Source organism: Catellatospora vulcania (assembly GCF_009720385.1).
In the GTDB taxonomy this organism is placed as follows: domain Bacteria; phylum Actinomycetota; class Actinomycetes; order Mycobacteriales; family Micromonosporaceae; genus Catellatospora; species Catellatospora vulcania.
Window position 1 is genome coordinate 369,822 of sequence record NZ_ML769302.1, and the last position, 14,182, is coordinate 384,003.

At 73.3% G+C, this 14,182-nt stretch carries 14 protein-coding genes; 3 read left to right on the top strand and 11 right to left on the bottom strand.

The annotated features are described in order from the left end of the window. Nucleotides 1–62 precede the first annotated feature (62 nt). Genes F6W97_RS05990 through F6W97_RS06005 form a run of 4 tightly spaced genes read right to left on the bottom strand, consistent with a single transcriptional unit; the run spans nucleotide 63 to nucleotide 3,536 of the window. Nucleotides 63–1,289 (bottom strand): ABC transporter permease, encoded by a 1,227-nt coding sequence (locus F6W97_RS05990; protein ID WP_407924546.1) that lies wholly within the window; start codon nucleotides 1,287–1,289, stop codon nucleotides 63–65. Further along, complete coding sequence (locus tag F6W97_RS05995) at nucleotides 1,286–1,951, bottom strand: ABC transporter ATP-binding protein (protein ID WP_155369552.1); 666 nt, start codon at nucleotides 1,949–1,951, stop codon at nucleotides 1,286–1,288. The genes F6W97_RS05990 and F6W97_RS05995 overlap by 4 nt, the downstream gene beginning before the upstream one ends. A gap of 14 nt (nucleotides 1,952–1,965) precedes the next feature. Continuing rightward, entirely contained in the window at nucleotides 1,966–3,015 is a 1,050-nt protein-coding gene (locus F6W97_RS06000) for an efflux RND transporter periplasmic adaptor subunit (protein WP_155369124.1), read from the bottom strand. After that, entirely contained in the window at nucleotides 3,012–3,536 is a 525-nt protein-coding gene (locus F6W97_RS06005) for a hypothetical protein (protein WP_155369125.1), read from the bottom strand. The genes F6W97_RS06000 and F6W97_RS06005 overlap by 4 nt, the downstream gene beginning before the upstream one ends. 95 nt (nucleotides 3,537–3,631) lie before the next feature. Between F6W97_RS06005 and F6W97_RS06010 the strand changes: the two genes are divergently transcribed. Beyond that, entirely contained in the window at nucleotides 3,632–4,288 is a 657-nt protein-coding gene (locus F6W97_RS06010) for a response regulator transcription factor (protein ID WP_196278995.1), read from the top strand. Then, the gene (locus F6W97_RS06015; RefSeq protein ID WP_155369126.1) at nucleotides 4,285–5,412 is read left to right on the top strand and encodes a sensor histidine kinase; all 1,128 of its coding nucleotides are present in this window, start codon (nucleotides 4,285–4,287) and stop codon (nucleotides 5,410–5,412) included. The genes F6W97_RS06010 and F6W97_RS06015 overlap by 4 nt, the downstream gene beginning before the upstream one ends. 164 nt (nucleotides 5,413–5,576) lie before the next feature. Here F6W97_RS06015 and F6W97_RS06020 read toward each other — a convergent pair whose 3' ends face one another. The 7 genes from F6W97_RS06020 to F6W97_RS06050 form a co-directional block, all read right to left on the bottom strand. Then, a complete protein-coding gene (locus tag F6W97_RS06020) occupies nucleotides 5,577–6,146 on the bottom strand; it encodes a hypothetical protein (protein WP_155369127.1) in 570 nt (189 codons plus the stop codon). A gap of 14 nt (nucleotides 6,147–6,160) precedes the next feature. Further along, complete coding sequence (locus F6W97_RS06025) at nucleotides 6,161–7,366, bottom strand: ABC transporter permease (protein ID WP_155369128.1); 1,206 nt, start codon at nucleotides 7,364–7,366, stop codon at nucleotides 6,161–6,163. Next, on the bottom strand, nucleotides 7,363–8,100 hold the full coding sequence (locus F6W97_RS06030) for an ABC transporter ATP-binding protein (RefSeq protein WP_155369129.1): 738 nt from the start codon (nucleotides 8,098–8,100) through the stop codon (nucleotides 7,363–7,365). The genes F6W97_RS06025 and F6W97_RS06030 overlap by 4 nt, the downstream gene beginning before the upstream one ends. Next, the gene (locus F6W97_RS06035; RefSeq protein WP_155369130.1) at nucleotides 8,097–9,260 is read right to left on the bottom strand and encodes an efflux RND transporter periplasmic adaptor subunit; all 1,164 of its coding nucleotides are present in this window, start codon (nucleotides 9,258–9,260) and stop codon (nucleotides 8,097–8,099) included. Before F6W97_RS06035 ends, F6W97_RS06030 begins: the two co-directional genes overlap by 4 nt. A 199-nt stretch (nucleotides 9,261–9,459) precedes the next feature. Further along, nucleotides 9,460–11,184, bottom strand: coding sequence for a sensor histidine kinase (locus F6W97_RS06040; protein ID WP_230686445.1), 1,725 nt, complete (start codon nucleotides 11,182–11,184; stop codon nucleotides 9,460–9,462). Continuing rightward, entirely contained in the window at nucleotides 11,181–11,918 is a 738-nt protein-coding gene (locus tag F6W97_RS06045; protein ID WP_155369131.1) for a response regulator transcription factor, read from the bottom strand. Before F6W97_RS06045 ends, F6W97_RS06040 begins: the two co-directional genes overlap by 4 nt. Before the next feature lie 128 nt (nucleotides 11,919–12,046). Beyond that, nucleotides 12,047–13,348 carry an efflux RND transporter periplasmic adaptor subunit gene (locus F6W97_RS06050; protein WP_155369132.1) on the bottom strand — a complete coding sequence of 434 codons (1,302 nt, stop codon included), beginning with the start codon at nucleotides 13,346–13,348 and terminating at the stop codon, nucleotides 12,047–12,049. A 144-nt stretch (nucleotides 13,349–13,492) separates the two neighbouring features. Between F6W97_RS06050 and F6W97_RS06055 the strand changes: the two genes are divergently transcribed. Next, nucleotides 13,493–14,065 carry a hypothetical protein gene (locus tag F6W97_RS06055; RefSeq protein ID WP_155369133.1) on the top strand — a complete coding sequence of 191 codons (573 nt, stop codon included), beginning with the start codon at nucleotides 13,493–13,495 and terminating at the stop codon, nucleotides 14,063–14,065. The last annotated feature ends 117 nt before the right edge of the window (nucleotides 14,066–14,182 follow it).

The window sequence follows — 14,182 nt, forward strand, 5'->3', positions numbered from 1 at the left end:
AGGAAGGGCGCCTTCTTATCGCTGTGCGTATAAGAAGGCGCCCTTCCCGTCGCCGGCCCCGCTCAGGGCGTGGCGAGCGCCTCGGTCGGTGACAGCCGCGAGGCGCGGACCGCCGGGTAGAGCCCGGCGACACCGCCGATCACCAAAGTCGCGCCCACACCGCCGAGGGTCGCCCAGGCCGGCACGACGCCCGGCCAGCCCTGGAGCAGGGCGTACGCCGTGGTCACCAGCCCGCCCAGCAGCACCCCGCCGACCCCGCCCAGCGCCGCCAGCAGCAGCGACTCGGTCAGGAACTGACCGCGCACCTGACCCCGGGTGGCCCCGAGCGAGCGCCGCAGGCCGATCTCGGCGCGCCGCTCCAGCACCGAGATGACCATCGTGTTGGCCACTCCGACGCCGCCGACCAGCAGCGCCACCGCGCCCAGCCCGAGCAGCAGCCCGGTGAACGCCTTGTCCGTGGCCAGTTGCGCGGCGAGCGCGTCGGACGGCCGGGACACCTTGACCTCGTTGGGCGCCTCCGGGTTCGCGGTCGCCGCGAGCACGTCGCTGACCGCCTCCACCTGGGACTCGGCAGACCGGGTGTACACCGTCGTGGCGTGGCCGTCGAAGTCCAGATAGGACTCGGCGGCGGGCCAGCCGACCAGGGCGGCGGTGTCCAGCTCGGCGGCCAGCGGCACCGGCCGCAGGATGCCGACGACGGTGAACCAGCGGCCGCCCAGCCACACCTGGCGGTCCGGCCCGGCCCCGGTGACGCCCAGCCGGCTCGCCGCGGTCGCCCCCAGCACGGTCGCGGGGTAACGCGCCGTCGTCGCGTTCAGCCACGTGCCGTCGGCCAGTTGCGCGCCGACCGTGGCGGGCAGGTCCAGGTCGGCGGCGCGTACGCCCAGGCTGCCGCTCTCCGCCTTCGGAATCCGGTCCGTGCGGTAGACCTTCGTGTCGATCCGGCCCACCGCGGACACGTCGGTGACCGGGCCGATCCGCTCGATCATCGTGGCCGCCTCCAGCGGCAGCTTCGCGTCCTGCCCGAACAGGTTGCTGCCCGGCCCGACGGTGAGCAGGTTGGTGCCGAGCCGGTCCAGCGTCCGGTCCAGCTCCGCCCGCGACGACGCGGAGATGCCGACCACGGCGACCATCGCCGCGATCCCGATGGCGATGCCCAGCGCGGACAGGAACGCCCGGGTCGGCCGGGTACGCAGCCCGATCGCCCCCACCCGCACCAGATCCGCCCACCGCAGCCGCGGCGCGGCCAGCGGTTGTTCCGGGGGCGGGGTGGTGCCGCGGCCGGTCACGCGGGGACCTCCGTGGCCAGGGCGCCGTCGCGCAGGGCGATCACGCGGGGGAAGGTCGCGGCGATCTCCCGGTCGTGGGTGATCACGACCAGGGTGGTGCCGGCCCCGTTCAGTTCGCGCAGCAGCTCCAGCACCACCTCGCCGGAGTGCGAGTCCAGGTTGCCGGTGGGCTCGTCGGCCAGCAGCAGCGGCGGGTCGCCGACCACGGCGCGGGCGATCGCGACCCGCTGCCGCTCACCGCCGGACAGCTCGTGCGGCCGGTGCGTCAGCCGGTGGGCCAGCCCCACCCGCTCCAGCGCGGCCGTGGCCCGTTCCCGGCGCTCCCGCAGCGGCACCCCGGCGTAGAGCAGCCCGTCCGCGACGTTGTCCAGGCAGGAGGTGCCCTGCGCAAGGTGGAACTGCTGGAACACGAACCCGATCCGGCTGCCCCGCAACGCCGACAGCTGCCGGTCCGACAGGTCGGCCAGGTCGTACCCGTCGATCTCGACGCGGCCGGCGGACGGCCGGTCCAGCGCCCCGATCATGTGCAGCATCGTCGACTTGCCCGAGCCGGACGGGCCGACGATCGCGGCCGGCTCGCCGCGCTCGATCCGCAGGCTCACCCCGGCCAGGGCGGTCACCCCGCCCGGATAGACCTTGGCGACGTCGGTGAGTTCGATCATCGGGGGTACGCCGGTCACGACGGCATCCCGACGACCGCGCCCTCGGCCAGGCCGTCGCCGCTGACCTCGACGCGTCCGGCCGCGAAAAGCCCGGTCTCGACCGCGACGATCCGGCTCCCGCCGCCCTCGACGACCTCCACGCCGTACCCGCCCTCGGCCAGCGCGAGCAGCGCAGCCACCGGCACGGTCAGCACGCCCTCCCGCGTCTCCGCGGTGAATTCGACGTCCACGGCGGCCTGGTCGAACCCCTGCACCGCGTCCTTCGCCGCCAGCGAGACGGTGACCTCCAGGTTCGTGGTCGGGTCGCCCCCGTTGACCCCTGGGGCGACGACCGTCTGCACCCGGCTCACCTTGCCCGGCACCCGTCTGCCGTCGGGCAGCTCGACCTGCACCACAGCGCCGACCTCGGCCAGCCGCTCATCGGCGACCTCCAGCTCCACCACGACCGCCCGGTCCACCCCGCTGCGGGTCAGGATCGGCGTGCCGGGCTGCACCAGGTCGCCGACGGCCGCGCTGAGCGCGTCGACGCGCACCGGGCCGCTCGCGAAGACGATCCGGCCCGGGTCGACCACGCCCGTCTCGGGCAGGCCCAGGTCCTCCTGCCAGGCCCGGACGGCGCTCGCCGTCGACGAGGTGAACTCGCGGTCCACCGTGAAACCGTCATAGCCGAGCGCCTTGAGGTTCTGCTCCAGCTGCTTCACGTCCGCGCCCTCGACCCCGCTGCGCAGCTGCCGGTACGCGGGCAGCGCCCCGTACAGCAGCACCACCGGCTGGTCGTCGATGCGGAACAGGGCCTTGCCGCGGTTGATCACCGCGTGCTCGGCGGCCAGCCAGGTGACCGTGCCCGCGCCGCGCGCCCCGACGGTGTGCTCGGTGCCGTAGCCCAGCGTGCCGCTCTTGGTCTCGGTGTCGGCCAGCGTCTGCCGGGTCACCGTCGCCGTCTCCGGCGGCCCGGCCGCGGCGGCCTGCTCGTCGCCGGACAGTTTCGGCAGGCCCACGGCCAGCCCCGCCGCCGCGGCGAGCGCGAACACGGCGACGCCGCCGACCAGGAGGCGAGCCCTCACTTGGCGCCGCCGCCCTTGAAGTCCGGGACGATGGCCCGGCACTTCTCCAGCGCCTTGGCGAACTCGGGGTTGGTGCGCCAGCCGTCGAGCGCGCCCTCCAGCCGCAGGTTGCCGGTGTCGTCGGGCTCCGGGAACTCCTCCACCCCGTTCTCCCGCATGCACTTGGCGAAGGTGCGCAGCTTCTCCACCTGCTGCGGGTCGAGCTGCACCGACTCGCCGCCGTTGGGCAGCAGCGTCTTGCAGGCCTCCATCGCGGGGGCCAGCTTGTCCTTGTCGACCTTCGCCAGGTCGGCCCGCATCTGCTCGCCGTCGCCGGGGTCGGGCATGTCCACGCCGTGCTCGCGCATGCAGGCGGCGAACCTGCGCCCCTGTTCCTGCTTGTCCTGCGCGGCCGCCGTCGCCGACGCGCCCGGCCGGGCCCCGCCCGCCGTCGCCACACCCTCGTCCTTCGTGCCACCGCACGCCGCCAGCACCGGCACGAACGCCAGCACCGCCGCCACGGCCATCAGTCTCGTCCTCATGGCGCCATCAGACCCGCTGCCGCATAACCCCCGCGTAACCCGCGTTCTTGATCTTGGTTATGCGGGGGTTATCGCCGACCGGGCATCATTGCCGCGTGCGAGTGCTGGTGGTGGAGGACGAGGACGTGCTGGCCGACGCCGTGGCCGAGTGGCTGCGGCGCGAGGCGTTCGCCGTCGACGTGGCGTACGACGGGGACACCGCACACGAACGGCTCGCGGTGCACCCGTACGACGTGGTGGTCCTCGACCGTGACCTGCCGGGGCGGCCGGGCGACGAGCTGTGCCGGGAGATCTCCGACCGGCTGCCACAAACTCGGGTGCTGATGCTGACCGCTGCCGCGGCCGTGCGCGAGCGGGTCGCCGGGCTGGCGCTGGGCGCCGACGACTACCTGGTCAAGCCGTTCGCGATGGTCGAGCTGGCGGCGCGGGTGCACGCGCTGGCCCGCCGGGCGGTGCTGCGCAACCCGGCCGTGCTGCAGCGGGCCGGCATCGTGCTCGACCCGGCCCGGCGCACCGCCGAGCGTGGCGGCCGCGACCTCGGCCTGGCCCGCAAGGAGTTCGCCGTGCTCGCCGAGCTGCTGCGCGCCGACGGGGCCGTGGTCTCCGCCGAGCAGCTGCTCGAACGGGCCTGGGACGAGCACATCGACCCGTTCACCAACGTGGTACGGGTGACCGTGATGAAGCTGCGCCGCAAGCTCGGCGAGCCGCAGCCGATCGAGACCGTCGCCGGAGTGGGGTACCGCATACCGTGAACAGGCTGACCATCCGGGCCCGGCTGACCCTGCTCTACGTCGTGCTGTTCACCGTCGCCGGGCTGGCCCTGCTGACCATCACGTACTTCCTGGTGCGCTGGCAGATGGACACCAACCCGTTCGACAGCAAACTGATCGTCACCGACCTGCTCAAGACCGGCGGCGACCTCAAGGCGCTGCGTGAGCTGCTGGTGGCCAAGACCGAAGAGGCGAACAACGCCACCCTCACCACCATCCTCACCCAGGGCGGCATCGCGCTCGCCCTGGTGCTGGCCGCCGCGACCGGCGTGGCCTGGGTCCTGGCGGGACGGGCGCTACAGCCGCTGCACCGGATCACGGCGACCGCCGGGCGGATCGCGGCGGGCGCGGGCGGCCGCGGGCTGCACGAGCGCATCGCGCTGAACGGGCCGAAGGACGAGGTCAAGCAGCTCGCCGACACGTTCGACGCGATGGTGAGCCGGCTCGACCACTCGTTCGACGGGCAGCGGCGGTTCGTGGCGAACGCGTCGCACGAGCTGCGTACGCCGCTGGCGCTGAACCGGGCGCTGGTCGAGCTGGCCATCACCCGGCCTGAGGCGAGCGCTGACGCGCGGCAGCTCGGCGAGGCGCTGCTGAAGGTCAACGAGCGGCACGAGCGGCTCATCGACGGGCTGCTCATGCTCGCCGACAGCGAGAGCGAGCTGACCGAGCAGACCCCGGTCGACCTGGCCGACGTCGCCGAGTACGTGCTGGAGGCGCTGCCGGCGGGCGGTCCCGCGGTGACGAGCCTGCTCGACCCGGCTCCGGTCACCGGCGACCCGGTGCTGCTGGAGCGGCTGGTGCAGAACCTGGTCGAGAACGCGGTCCGGCACAACGTGCCCGACGGGTGGCTGCGGGTGGAGACCGCCACCGTCGACGGGCGGGCCCGGCTGGTGGTGGTGAACAGCGGGCCGGTCGTGCCGGCGTACGAGATGGAATCGATCTTCCAGCCCTTCCGCCGCCTCGGCCGCGAGCGGGTCGGCGGCCCCTCCCGCGGCCTCGGCCTCGGCCTGTCCATCGTCCGCGCCATCGCCCAGGCCCACCACGGCACCGTCACCGCCACCCCCCGCCCCGGCGGCGGCCTCACCCTCACCACCACCCTCTGACCCCCGCCGGGCGTCCCGCCCCCGCCCCCACCTGGCGCAACTCTTAAAGAGTCGCGGTCTCAAGGCGATCTGAGACCGCGACTCTTTAAGAGTTGCGGTGCGGGTCGGGACGGCGCGGGTCGGGACGGCGCGGGTCGGGGCGGCGCGGGTCGGGACGGCGCGGGTCAGTCGGTGGCGGTGATGGTGGTGGCGGTGACGGTGGTGTCGGAGGTGGTGCCCTGGACGGTGATCTCGGTGCCGGCGGTGAGGTCCTTGAGGGCGATCTTGTCGGTGGTCTGGACCGTGGTGGTGTCGCCGGTCTTGATGGTGAGCAGCCGCCCGTCGGCGGTCTCCAGGTAGACGGTGGTGCCGTCGACCAGCTTGATCTTCCCGGTGATCGGCGCGGCGGCCGGTTGCTGGCCGCTCTGCTGGCCGCCGGGGAGCGCGCCCTGCTGGCCGCCGGGCAGTCCGCCGTAACCGCCGGCCTGGCCGTAGCCGCCACGGAAGCCGCCCGGCCGGTTGCCGGTCGCCCCGCCGGCCGCCGTGGCCGTGCCGGAGGCGCCGAAGCGCTGCTGGACCTGGACTCCGGCGAGGAAGCCGCCGCAGGTCAGCACGAGTGCGAGCAGGGCGCCTGTGCTGCGGGTAAGCCATGGGCCTCGTTTGGCCCTGGCCAGGCCCGCCACCAGGTCGTCCATCGGCGCGTCCGAGACGACACCGGTGGTGTCCGTCTCCCGGGTACGGATCGCGTGTTTCATAGAGGTCAGGCTCCTTACTCGTACCGCAGGGCGTCGATGGGGCGCAGGCCGGCCGCCCGGCTGGCCGGGTAGCTGCCGAAGAACAGGCCGATCGCCACGCAGACGCCCAGCGCCAGCGCGACCGAGTCGGGCATGACCACCGGTTTGATGCCGACGATCTCGAAGTTCGCGCCGATCAGCGCCGCGGCGACCCCTAACCCGCCGCCGGCCAGGCTGAGCAGCGTCGCCTCGATCAGGAACTGGGTGAGGATGACCCGGCGGGGTGCGCCGAGCGCCTTGCGGATGCCGATCTCGCGGGTCCGCTCGGTCACCGAGACCATCATGATGTTGGTGATGCCGATGCCGCCGACGACCAGCGAGATCCCGGCGACCGCGCCGAGCAGCACGGTGAAGGTCTCGGCGGTCGCGGTGCGCGTCTCCAGCAGCTGGGAGGCATCCCTGACCTGGTACGGCGTGCTGCTCGCGCCGTCGGCGACGTGCATCTTCGCGTTGAGGATCGCGGTGATCTCGGCCTTCGCCGCGGCCACCGCGTCCGCGTTCACCGCCTCGATGGTGATCGAGGAGACGGGGCCGTACCCGGTCAGCGAGCGCTGCACCGCGGGCAGCGGCGCGATCGCCACGTCGTCGGGGTCGTTGAAGCCGGTCGAGCCCTTCTTCGCGAGCACCCCGATCACCGAGTAGATCTGCCCGGCGATGCCGATGCGCTGCCCGACCGGGTCCACGGTGGTGCCGAACAGCTCCTCGGCGGTGGTCGGGCCGAGCACCACCACCCGCGCGGCCTGGTCGACGTCCTCCTCGGTGAACCCCGAACCGCTCGCGATCACGCTGTTGGACGCCCCGAAGTACGACGGGTACGTGCCGATCACCGAGTTGACGTCGTACGACGCGTCGCCGAAGGTCAGCGTCTGCGCGCTGTTCACCACCGGCGACACGCTCTTGACGTCGGGCGCGGACTCCCTGTCCTGCAGCGCCTTGACGATGTCCAGGGTCAGGTCGGTGCGGTAGCCGGTGTCGCCGCCGCGGCCGCCCTGCACGGTCAGCGTGTTGGTGCCGAGCGCGGCCAGGCTGTCCTCGACCTGCTTGGCCGAGCCGTTGCCGACCGCGACCAGCAGGATCACCGCCGCGACACCGATCAGGATGCCCAGCACGGTCAGCCCGGACCGCAGCTTGTTCGCCGCGACCCCGCGCAGCGCGAACCCGAAGATCTCGAAGAAGCTCATGCCGGGACCCCCACCGGTGTGATGTCGCGACGGCGCACGTCGGAGACGACCAGGCCGTCGACCAGGCGGATGGTCCGGTGGGCGTGCGCCGCGACCTCGTCCTCGTGCGTGATCAGCACGATGGTGCGGCCCTGCGCGTTCAGCCCGTCCAGGATGCTCAGCACGTCGGCGGTGGAGCGGCTGTCCAGGTTGCCGGTCGGCTCGTCGGCCAGTAGCAGCGCCGGCTCGCTGACCAGCGCGCGGGCCACCGCCACCCGCTGCTGCTGGCCGCCGGAGAGCTGGTTCGGGTCGTGGTCGGCCCGGTTGGCCAGGCCCACCATGTCCAGCGCGGCGAGCGCCCGCTCGCGGCGCACGGCCGGTTTGATCCCGGCGTACGCGAGCGGCAGCTCCACGTTGGCCAGCGCGCTGGTCCGGGCGATCAGGTTGAACGACTGGAACACGAAGCCGATCCGGCGGTTGCGCACCAGGGCCAGCTGCGACTCGTTCAGCTCGCTGACGTCCACCCCGTCCAGCCGGTACGTGCCCGAGGTCGGCACGTCCAGGCAGCCGACGATGTTCATCAGTGTCGACTTGCCCGAGCCCGACGAGCCCATGATGGCCACGTAGTCGCCGGGCGCGACGGTCAGCGACACCCCGGCCAGGGCGTGCACCGCCGTCTCACCCTCGCCGTACGTCTTGACCAGGTCGACGACGTCCAGGACGGGCCGCTGCTCGCGGCCGTACGGCCCGGTCACCGGTTGCCGCCCGCGGGCCGGTTGCCGGTGTTGCCCCCGAAGCCGCCGCCGGTGAAGCCGCCCGGCCCGCCGCCAGGGAACTGCTGCTGGTTGCCGGTCCCGCTGGTCACGGTGGCCAGCACGACCTGCTCACCCACGGTCACCCCGGAGACGATCACGGTGTACGCGTCGCCCCTGAGCCCGATCTCGACCGCCCGGGTCTCCTGCACGCCGTTGGCGACCACGGTCACCGTGGTCCGGCCGCCGGCCGTGCGCACCGCCGCCGCGGGGACGTAGACCGCGTCGGCCACCTCGTCGACGGTCACCGACAGGCTCACCGTCTGCCCGAGCCGGGTGCCCTCCGGAATGCTGTCCAGCAGCACCTCGATCGGGTACGTCACCGTGTTGCCGCTGGACGCGGTCGGCGAGATCGCCGACACCTTGCCGGTCGCGGTCGCCCCGGTCAGCGCGTTCCAGGTGACGGTCGCGGACTGTCCGGCCTTCAGCCGTGTCGCGTCGGCCTCGGCGACCCCCGCCGCCACCTGTAGCTTCGTCAGGTCGGCGAGCTGCACGAACCCGGAGCCGCTCGAGGACGAGGACGACGACGAGCCGTTGCCTCCGCCGGACGAGCCGCCCGAGGAGCCGCCGACCGCGCCGCTGATCGCCACCACGGTGCCGGCCATCGGGGCCTTGAGCACCGTGCCGTCGACCGCCCGCTTGGCCGCGGCGAGCGTGGACTCCGCCTGGGCCACCTGGTTCTCGGCGTTGGCGATGCTGCTGTCGTCGCCGCCGTCCTCGGCCCGGTCCAGCGCGTCGCGGGCCGCGTCGAGGTTGCGCGCGGCGGTCTGGCGGCTCTCTTTGACCTCTGTCGCGTCCACGGTGGCCAGCACCGCACCCTTGGCGACCTTGTCGCCGACCTTCACCTTGATCGCGGTGACGGTGCCGCCGGTGGCGAAGTCGGCCGACATGGTGTTCGCCGACTCGATCGACCCGTCGGCGGTGACCGTCGCGGTCACCGTGCCCTGGGCCACCGCCACGGTGCGTGTCGTGTTCGCCTGGGCCGGCTCCGCGTCCCCGCTGATCATGAAGTATGCCCAGGTGCCGCCACCGACCAGCAGCAGCCCGAGAGCGCTGTTGATCAGTGTGGTCCGCCCGAGCGGGATGGCTCGCCGCAATCGCATGGCACGCATCGTCGCGACCCGCCCTCGACGCGACCTCCCACCAACCTCGGAATGAGCTTGGAGCTGTCGGCTTCGGTTTCGGCAGCCGCCGCAAGCATGTGGCCCTGCACAGCCCACAACCCAGAAGTTGTGGATACAACACAGGGGTTGTGGGCTGTCGCAGACACTTCACCCGGCGGCCGCCCCGGCGGCGGCGCGGTCAGTCGTCGGTGAGCGGCAGCAGGACGCGGAAGGTCGAGCCGACCCCAGGAGACGTGGCCAGTTCGATGCGGCCGCCGTGGGCCTTGACGATCGCCGAGGCGATGGCCAGGCCCAGTCCCGCGCCCCCGTGGGTACGGGCCCGGTGCGGATCGGCGCGGTACAGCCGCTCGAAGATGTGGGCAGCGTGCTCGGGAGGCACACCCGGTCCGGTGTCCTCGACCTCGACCACGGCCACCGGCAGGTCCGGGTCCAGCTCCGCGCCCACCGCGGCGACCACCGGGCCGCTGTCGCGGGCCACCGGCAGCTCGAACGGCTCGTCGGCATGCTCGCCGCCGCGATGGCTGACCCGTAGCGTCACCCGGGCGTCGGGCGGGGTGTGCTGGAGCGCGTTGGCCACCAGGTTCGTCACCACCTGGCGCAGCCGGTGCTCGTCGCCCTGCACGCCGACCGGTTCGAACCCGGCGAGCTCCACGCTCCGGCCCGGGGTGCGCACGTGCGCGTCCCGGACCGTGTCGGCCGCTACCGCCAGCAGATCCACCCGGGACTGCTGCAGCGGGCGCTCCTCGTCCAGCGCGGCCAGCAGCAGCAGGTCCTCGACCAGCAGGCCCATCCGGCCGGCCTCCTGCTCGATGCGGGACATGGTCTCGTCCAGCTCCGGACCGGGCGGCGCGCCGCCGCGCCGGTACAGCTCGGCGAAGCCGCGGATCGAGGTGAGCGGGGTGCGCAGCTCGTGCGAGGCGTCCGCGAGGAACTGGCGCAGCCGCTGCTCGGACGCGGCCCGCGCGGTCACCGCCGCCTCGATACGCGACAGCATCGTGTTGAGCGCCAGGCCGAGCCGGCCGGGTTCGGTGTGCGGGTCGGGGTCGGGCACCCGGGCGGTCAGGTCACCACCGGCGATCTGCGCCGCGGCAAGCTCCATGTTGGTCAGTGGCCGCAGCCCGATCCGGACCACGGTGTACGCCGCGAAGCCCAGTCCCAGCAGCACCAGCGCCCCCACCCCCAGCCCGAGCAGCAGTACCAGGTTCGCGGTGCTCTCGACCCGGTCCAGCGAGATCGCCGAGACGCGGTAGCCGCCCGGCGCCTGGCTCACCGTGACCCGGAAGTCCTGGCCCGACGCGCTGGTCGCGGTGAACAGCGCGGGGGGCTCTTTCGACCCCGCCGGGTGGGCGTGGGCAGTGATCTGGCCAAAGGTGAGCTGCGGTCCCGCTGCGGGCGTGATGCCACTGCTCTCGCACCAGAGGAGCTGCCCCTGCACGTCGTAGACGAGCATGATCGTGTCGCCCTGCCCCGGCGGCAGCGCGAACCGGAAGCCGTTGGTGCTCGGTGGTCCTTCACACTCTGCCGACCCGGTCGCGCCCGGCTGCCCGGTGGCCGCCGGAGTCGGCTGCGCGGCAGTGGTGGGGGTCGGCGGCGGGGTGGTAGCGGAATTCGACGCGGCCGGCTCGGCTCGGCTCGGCGACGCGGTGGCCGTCGGCCGGGACTGGCCGGGCGGCTGCTGGTTCGGCTCGGCGCCGGGCTGTCGGCCGCCGAATCCGCCCGGCCCGAACCCGTTGCGGAATCCGTTCAGGCGTCGCACGTCCTCGTCGAGCTGCTGCGACAGGTAGTGGCGCAGCGTCGTGGCGGCGACGAAGTCGGTGATGAGCAGGGCCACCCCGGCGAGCGCGACCACCGCGACCACCATCCGGGTACGCAGGGTCCACCGCCGCCACGGTGGGCGGATCATTCCTGGCCACCTCGGGGCAGGCGCAGCGCGTACCCGACGCCGCGGACCGTGTGGATCAGCGGCGGGTCCCACTTGTCGACCTTCTTGCGCAGGTAGTAGACGTACGACTCGACGATGCGGCCGTCGCCGCCGAAGTCGTAGCTCCAGACCCGGTCCAGGATCTGCGCCTTGGAGACCACCCGGCCCGCGTTGACGAGCAGGTAGCGCAGCAGGTTGAACTCGGTCGGGGACAGGTCGACCAGCTTGCCGCCCCGGCGCACCTCGTGCGCGTCCTCGTGCAGCTCCAGGTCGGCGTAGCGGAGCACGCCGCTGTCGGCCTGCTCGCCGCCGGGCCGGCTGCGCCGCAGGATGGCCCGGATGCGCAGCACGACCTCCTCCAGGCTGAACGGCTTGGTGACGTAGTCGTCCGCGCCGACGGTCAGGCCGGAGATGCGGTCCTCCACCGAATGCCGCGCGGTCAGGAACAGCACGGGCACCAGGGCGTTGTCCGGTCCCCGGCCGTCGGCGCGCAGCTGCCGGGCGACCTCGAAGCCGTCCAGGTCGGGCAGCATCACGTCGAGCACGACCAGGTCGGGCTGGAACTCCTCGGCCGCGATGAGCGCCTCCCGGCCGCTGTTCGCCACCCGCACGTCGAACTCGACCAGGCGCAGCGTGGCCGACAGCAGCGCGCAGATGTTGGCCTCGTCATCGACGACCAGCACCCTGGTCTTCGCCCGCTCCTGCTGCTGCGTCACCGTCAGCTCCCTGCTACCTCGTCACTGCCTGTGAGCTCGTTGTATCCGTCTTACCTCGGAACAGGCTGGGAGCACGATCGGAACCTCGTGAACGTCCCCGCGCCATGGTCCGGTCCGGGGCGGGTGGGTCAGGAGCGGGCGTTGAGGCGCACCGTGTCACCCTCGGCGAGCCCGGAGGTGACCTCGACGTCGCCGTCGCCGCGCAGGCCGATGCCGATCGTGCGGGGCGTGCCGTCGGGGAGTTTCACCTCGCCGGTGGTGTCGCTGGTCACCCGGACCGCGGATTGGGGCAGCAGCAGGCCCTCGGCCCGGTCGAGCACCACGCCCGCGGTGGCGCTCTGCCCGATCAGCAGGCCCTCCGGCGTGCCGTCGAATGCCAGCAGCACGTGGTAGCGCACCAGGGTGCCGGTGGCCGTGCCGGTGGCGGCGACCTGGGCGATGGTCGCGGTGAGGGTCTCGTCGGGCCGGTTGGCCAGGGTCACCGTGGCCGGCTGGCCGACCGCCAGGCTCACCGCGTCGGCCTCGGCGAACTCGGCCTCGACCATCATCGTGGCGACCACGCCCAGCGTGATGAAGGTGCTGGTGCTCACCGCGTCCCCGGCCTTGCCGCCGACGCTGAGCACCTTCGCCCCCACGGGGGCCGTGATGGTGGTGCCGGCCAGGTCGCGCTCGGCTCTGGCCAGGTCGGCCCCGGCCTTGTTCACCGCGACCTCCGCGGAGTAGATCGCGTCCCCGCCACTGCCCCGCCCACCGGTCGCACCCCCGGAGCCGTTGGAGGAACCGCCGGACGAGCAGCCGGAGCCGGTGCTCGGTGCGGGCGTACGGGAGGGCGAGGCCGAGGGCTTCGGGGAGGCCGACGCCGAGGGTGTCGGGCTGCCCGTCGGCGTCGGCGACGTCCTGGCGGTAGCGGTCGCGGTGGTCGACGCGGCGGGAGGCGTCGTGGCCTGGTAGGTCAGCAGGACGGCCGACCCGGCGGTGACCGCGTCCTGGCCTGTCGTGCCGTACGCCGCGCTGCGCGCCGACGTGCAGCCCGTCGCGGTGTCGTCCGTGGCGGCGGCTCGGGCGTCGACCAGGGCCTGCTCGGCCTCGGACAGCGCGTTGGCGGCGTCGTCGCGGGCCTCCTGCGCGTCGGCGTCGTCGATCGTCGCCAGATCCTGCCCGGCCACCACCTCGTCACCCGGCTTCACCAGTACCGAGGTCAGCGTGCCCGCGACGGAGAAGGCCAGCTCACGGCTCGCGACCGGGGACACCTTGCCCGATGCGGCGACGGACGAGGTGACCTCGCCCCGCTGCACCGCCGTCGTCGCCGCGGCCGCCGGGGCCGGGTCACCGCCCTGCACCGCGACCACCGTCACCACCGCGACGGCGACGAGCACCGCCGCGCCCGCGGCCACCCACCGGCGTCGCTTTCCGCGCACCACGAACGTCATGGCCGGGAGTCTCGCGGCCGTCGCTCGGTGATCGCTTCAGCTCACCTCGGAGCCACCTCAAAGCCGCCACTCCCAGCCCATCCTGAGGTGCGGTCGAGCGAGCGCCGAGCCGGGGCGCGCAGGCTCGCGCAGGTGAAGACGCCGATGAGACAGACCCGCGCCGCCCTCACCGCTGCCGTCGCGATCGCCGTGCTCGGCCTCGCCGCGGCCTGCGGTTCCGGCGACGACACCGCCGACCAGCCCGCCTCCGCCGGACAGACGAACGGGTTCGCCGCGTACGCCGCTTGCCTGAAGGAGCAGGGGATCACCTTGCCGGACAACTTCGGGCAGGGCGGTGGCAGACCGTCGGGCGCGCCGACGGCTCGCCCGACGAACCAGGCGACCGCCCGGCCGACCGTACGCCCCAGTGGGCAACCGGGAGGTTTCGGCGGTCCCGGCGGGGGTATGCGGGCACCGGACGGCGTGAGCGCCGAGAAATGGCAGCAGGCACAGCAGGCTTGCGTAGCGGTGCGCCCCAGCGGCGGACCCGGTGGAGGCTTCGGTGGCAACCGGGGCGACAACGGGGCCAACGCGGCGTACCGCAACTGCCTCGCTGAACGCGGTGTGGAGTTCACACCCGGGCAGCAGCTCGCGACCGCCGATCCGAAGGTGGCGGCGGCGATGCAGGCCTGTGCCGTGCTTCGCCCCACCGCCGCGCCGAGCCCGGCGGCGAGCTGACCGCATCTCCCGGCCCGCCGGGCTGGTGGACCGGAGCCGGTCTCGGCGGTGCTGTCCCCCCGTGCAGCACCGCCGGATCGGCTCCCCACAGACGAAGGGCCCGCTCACCTGGGTGAG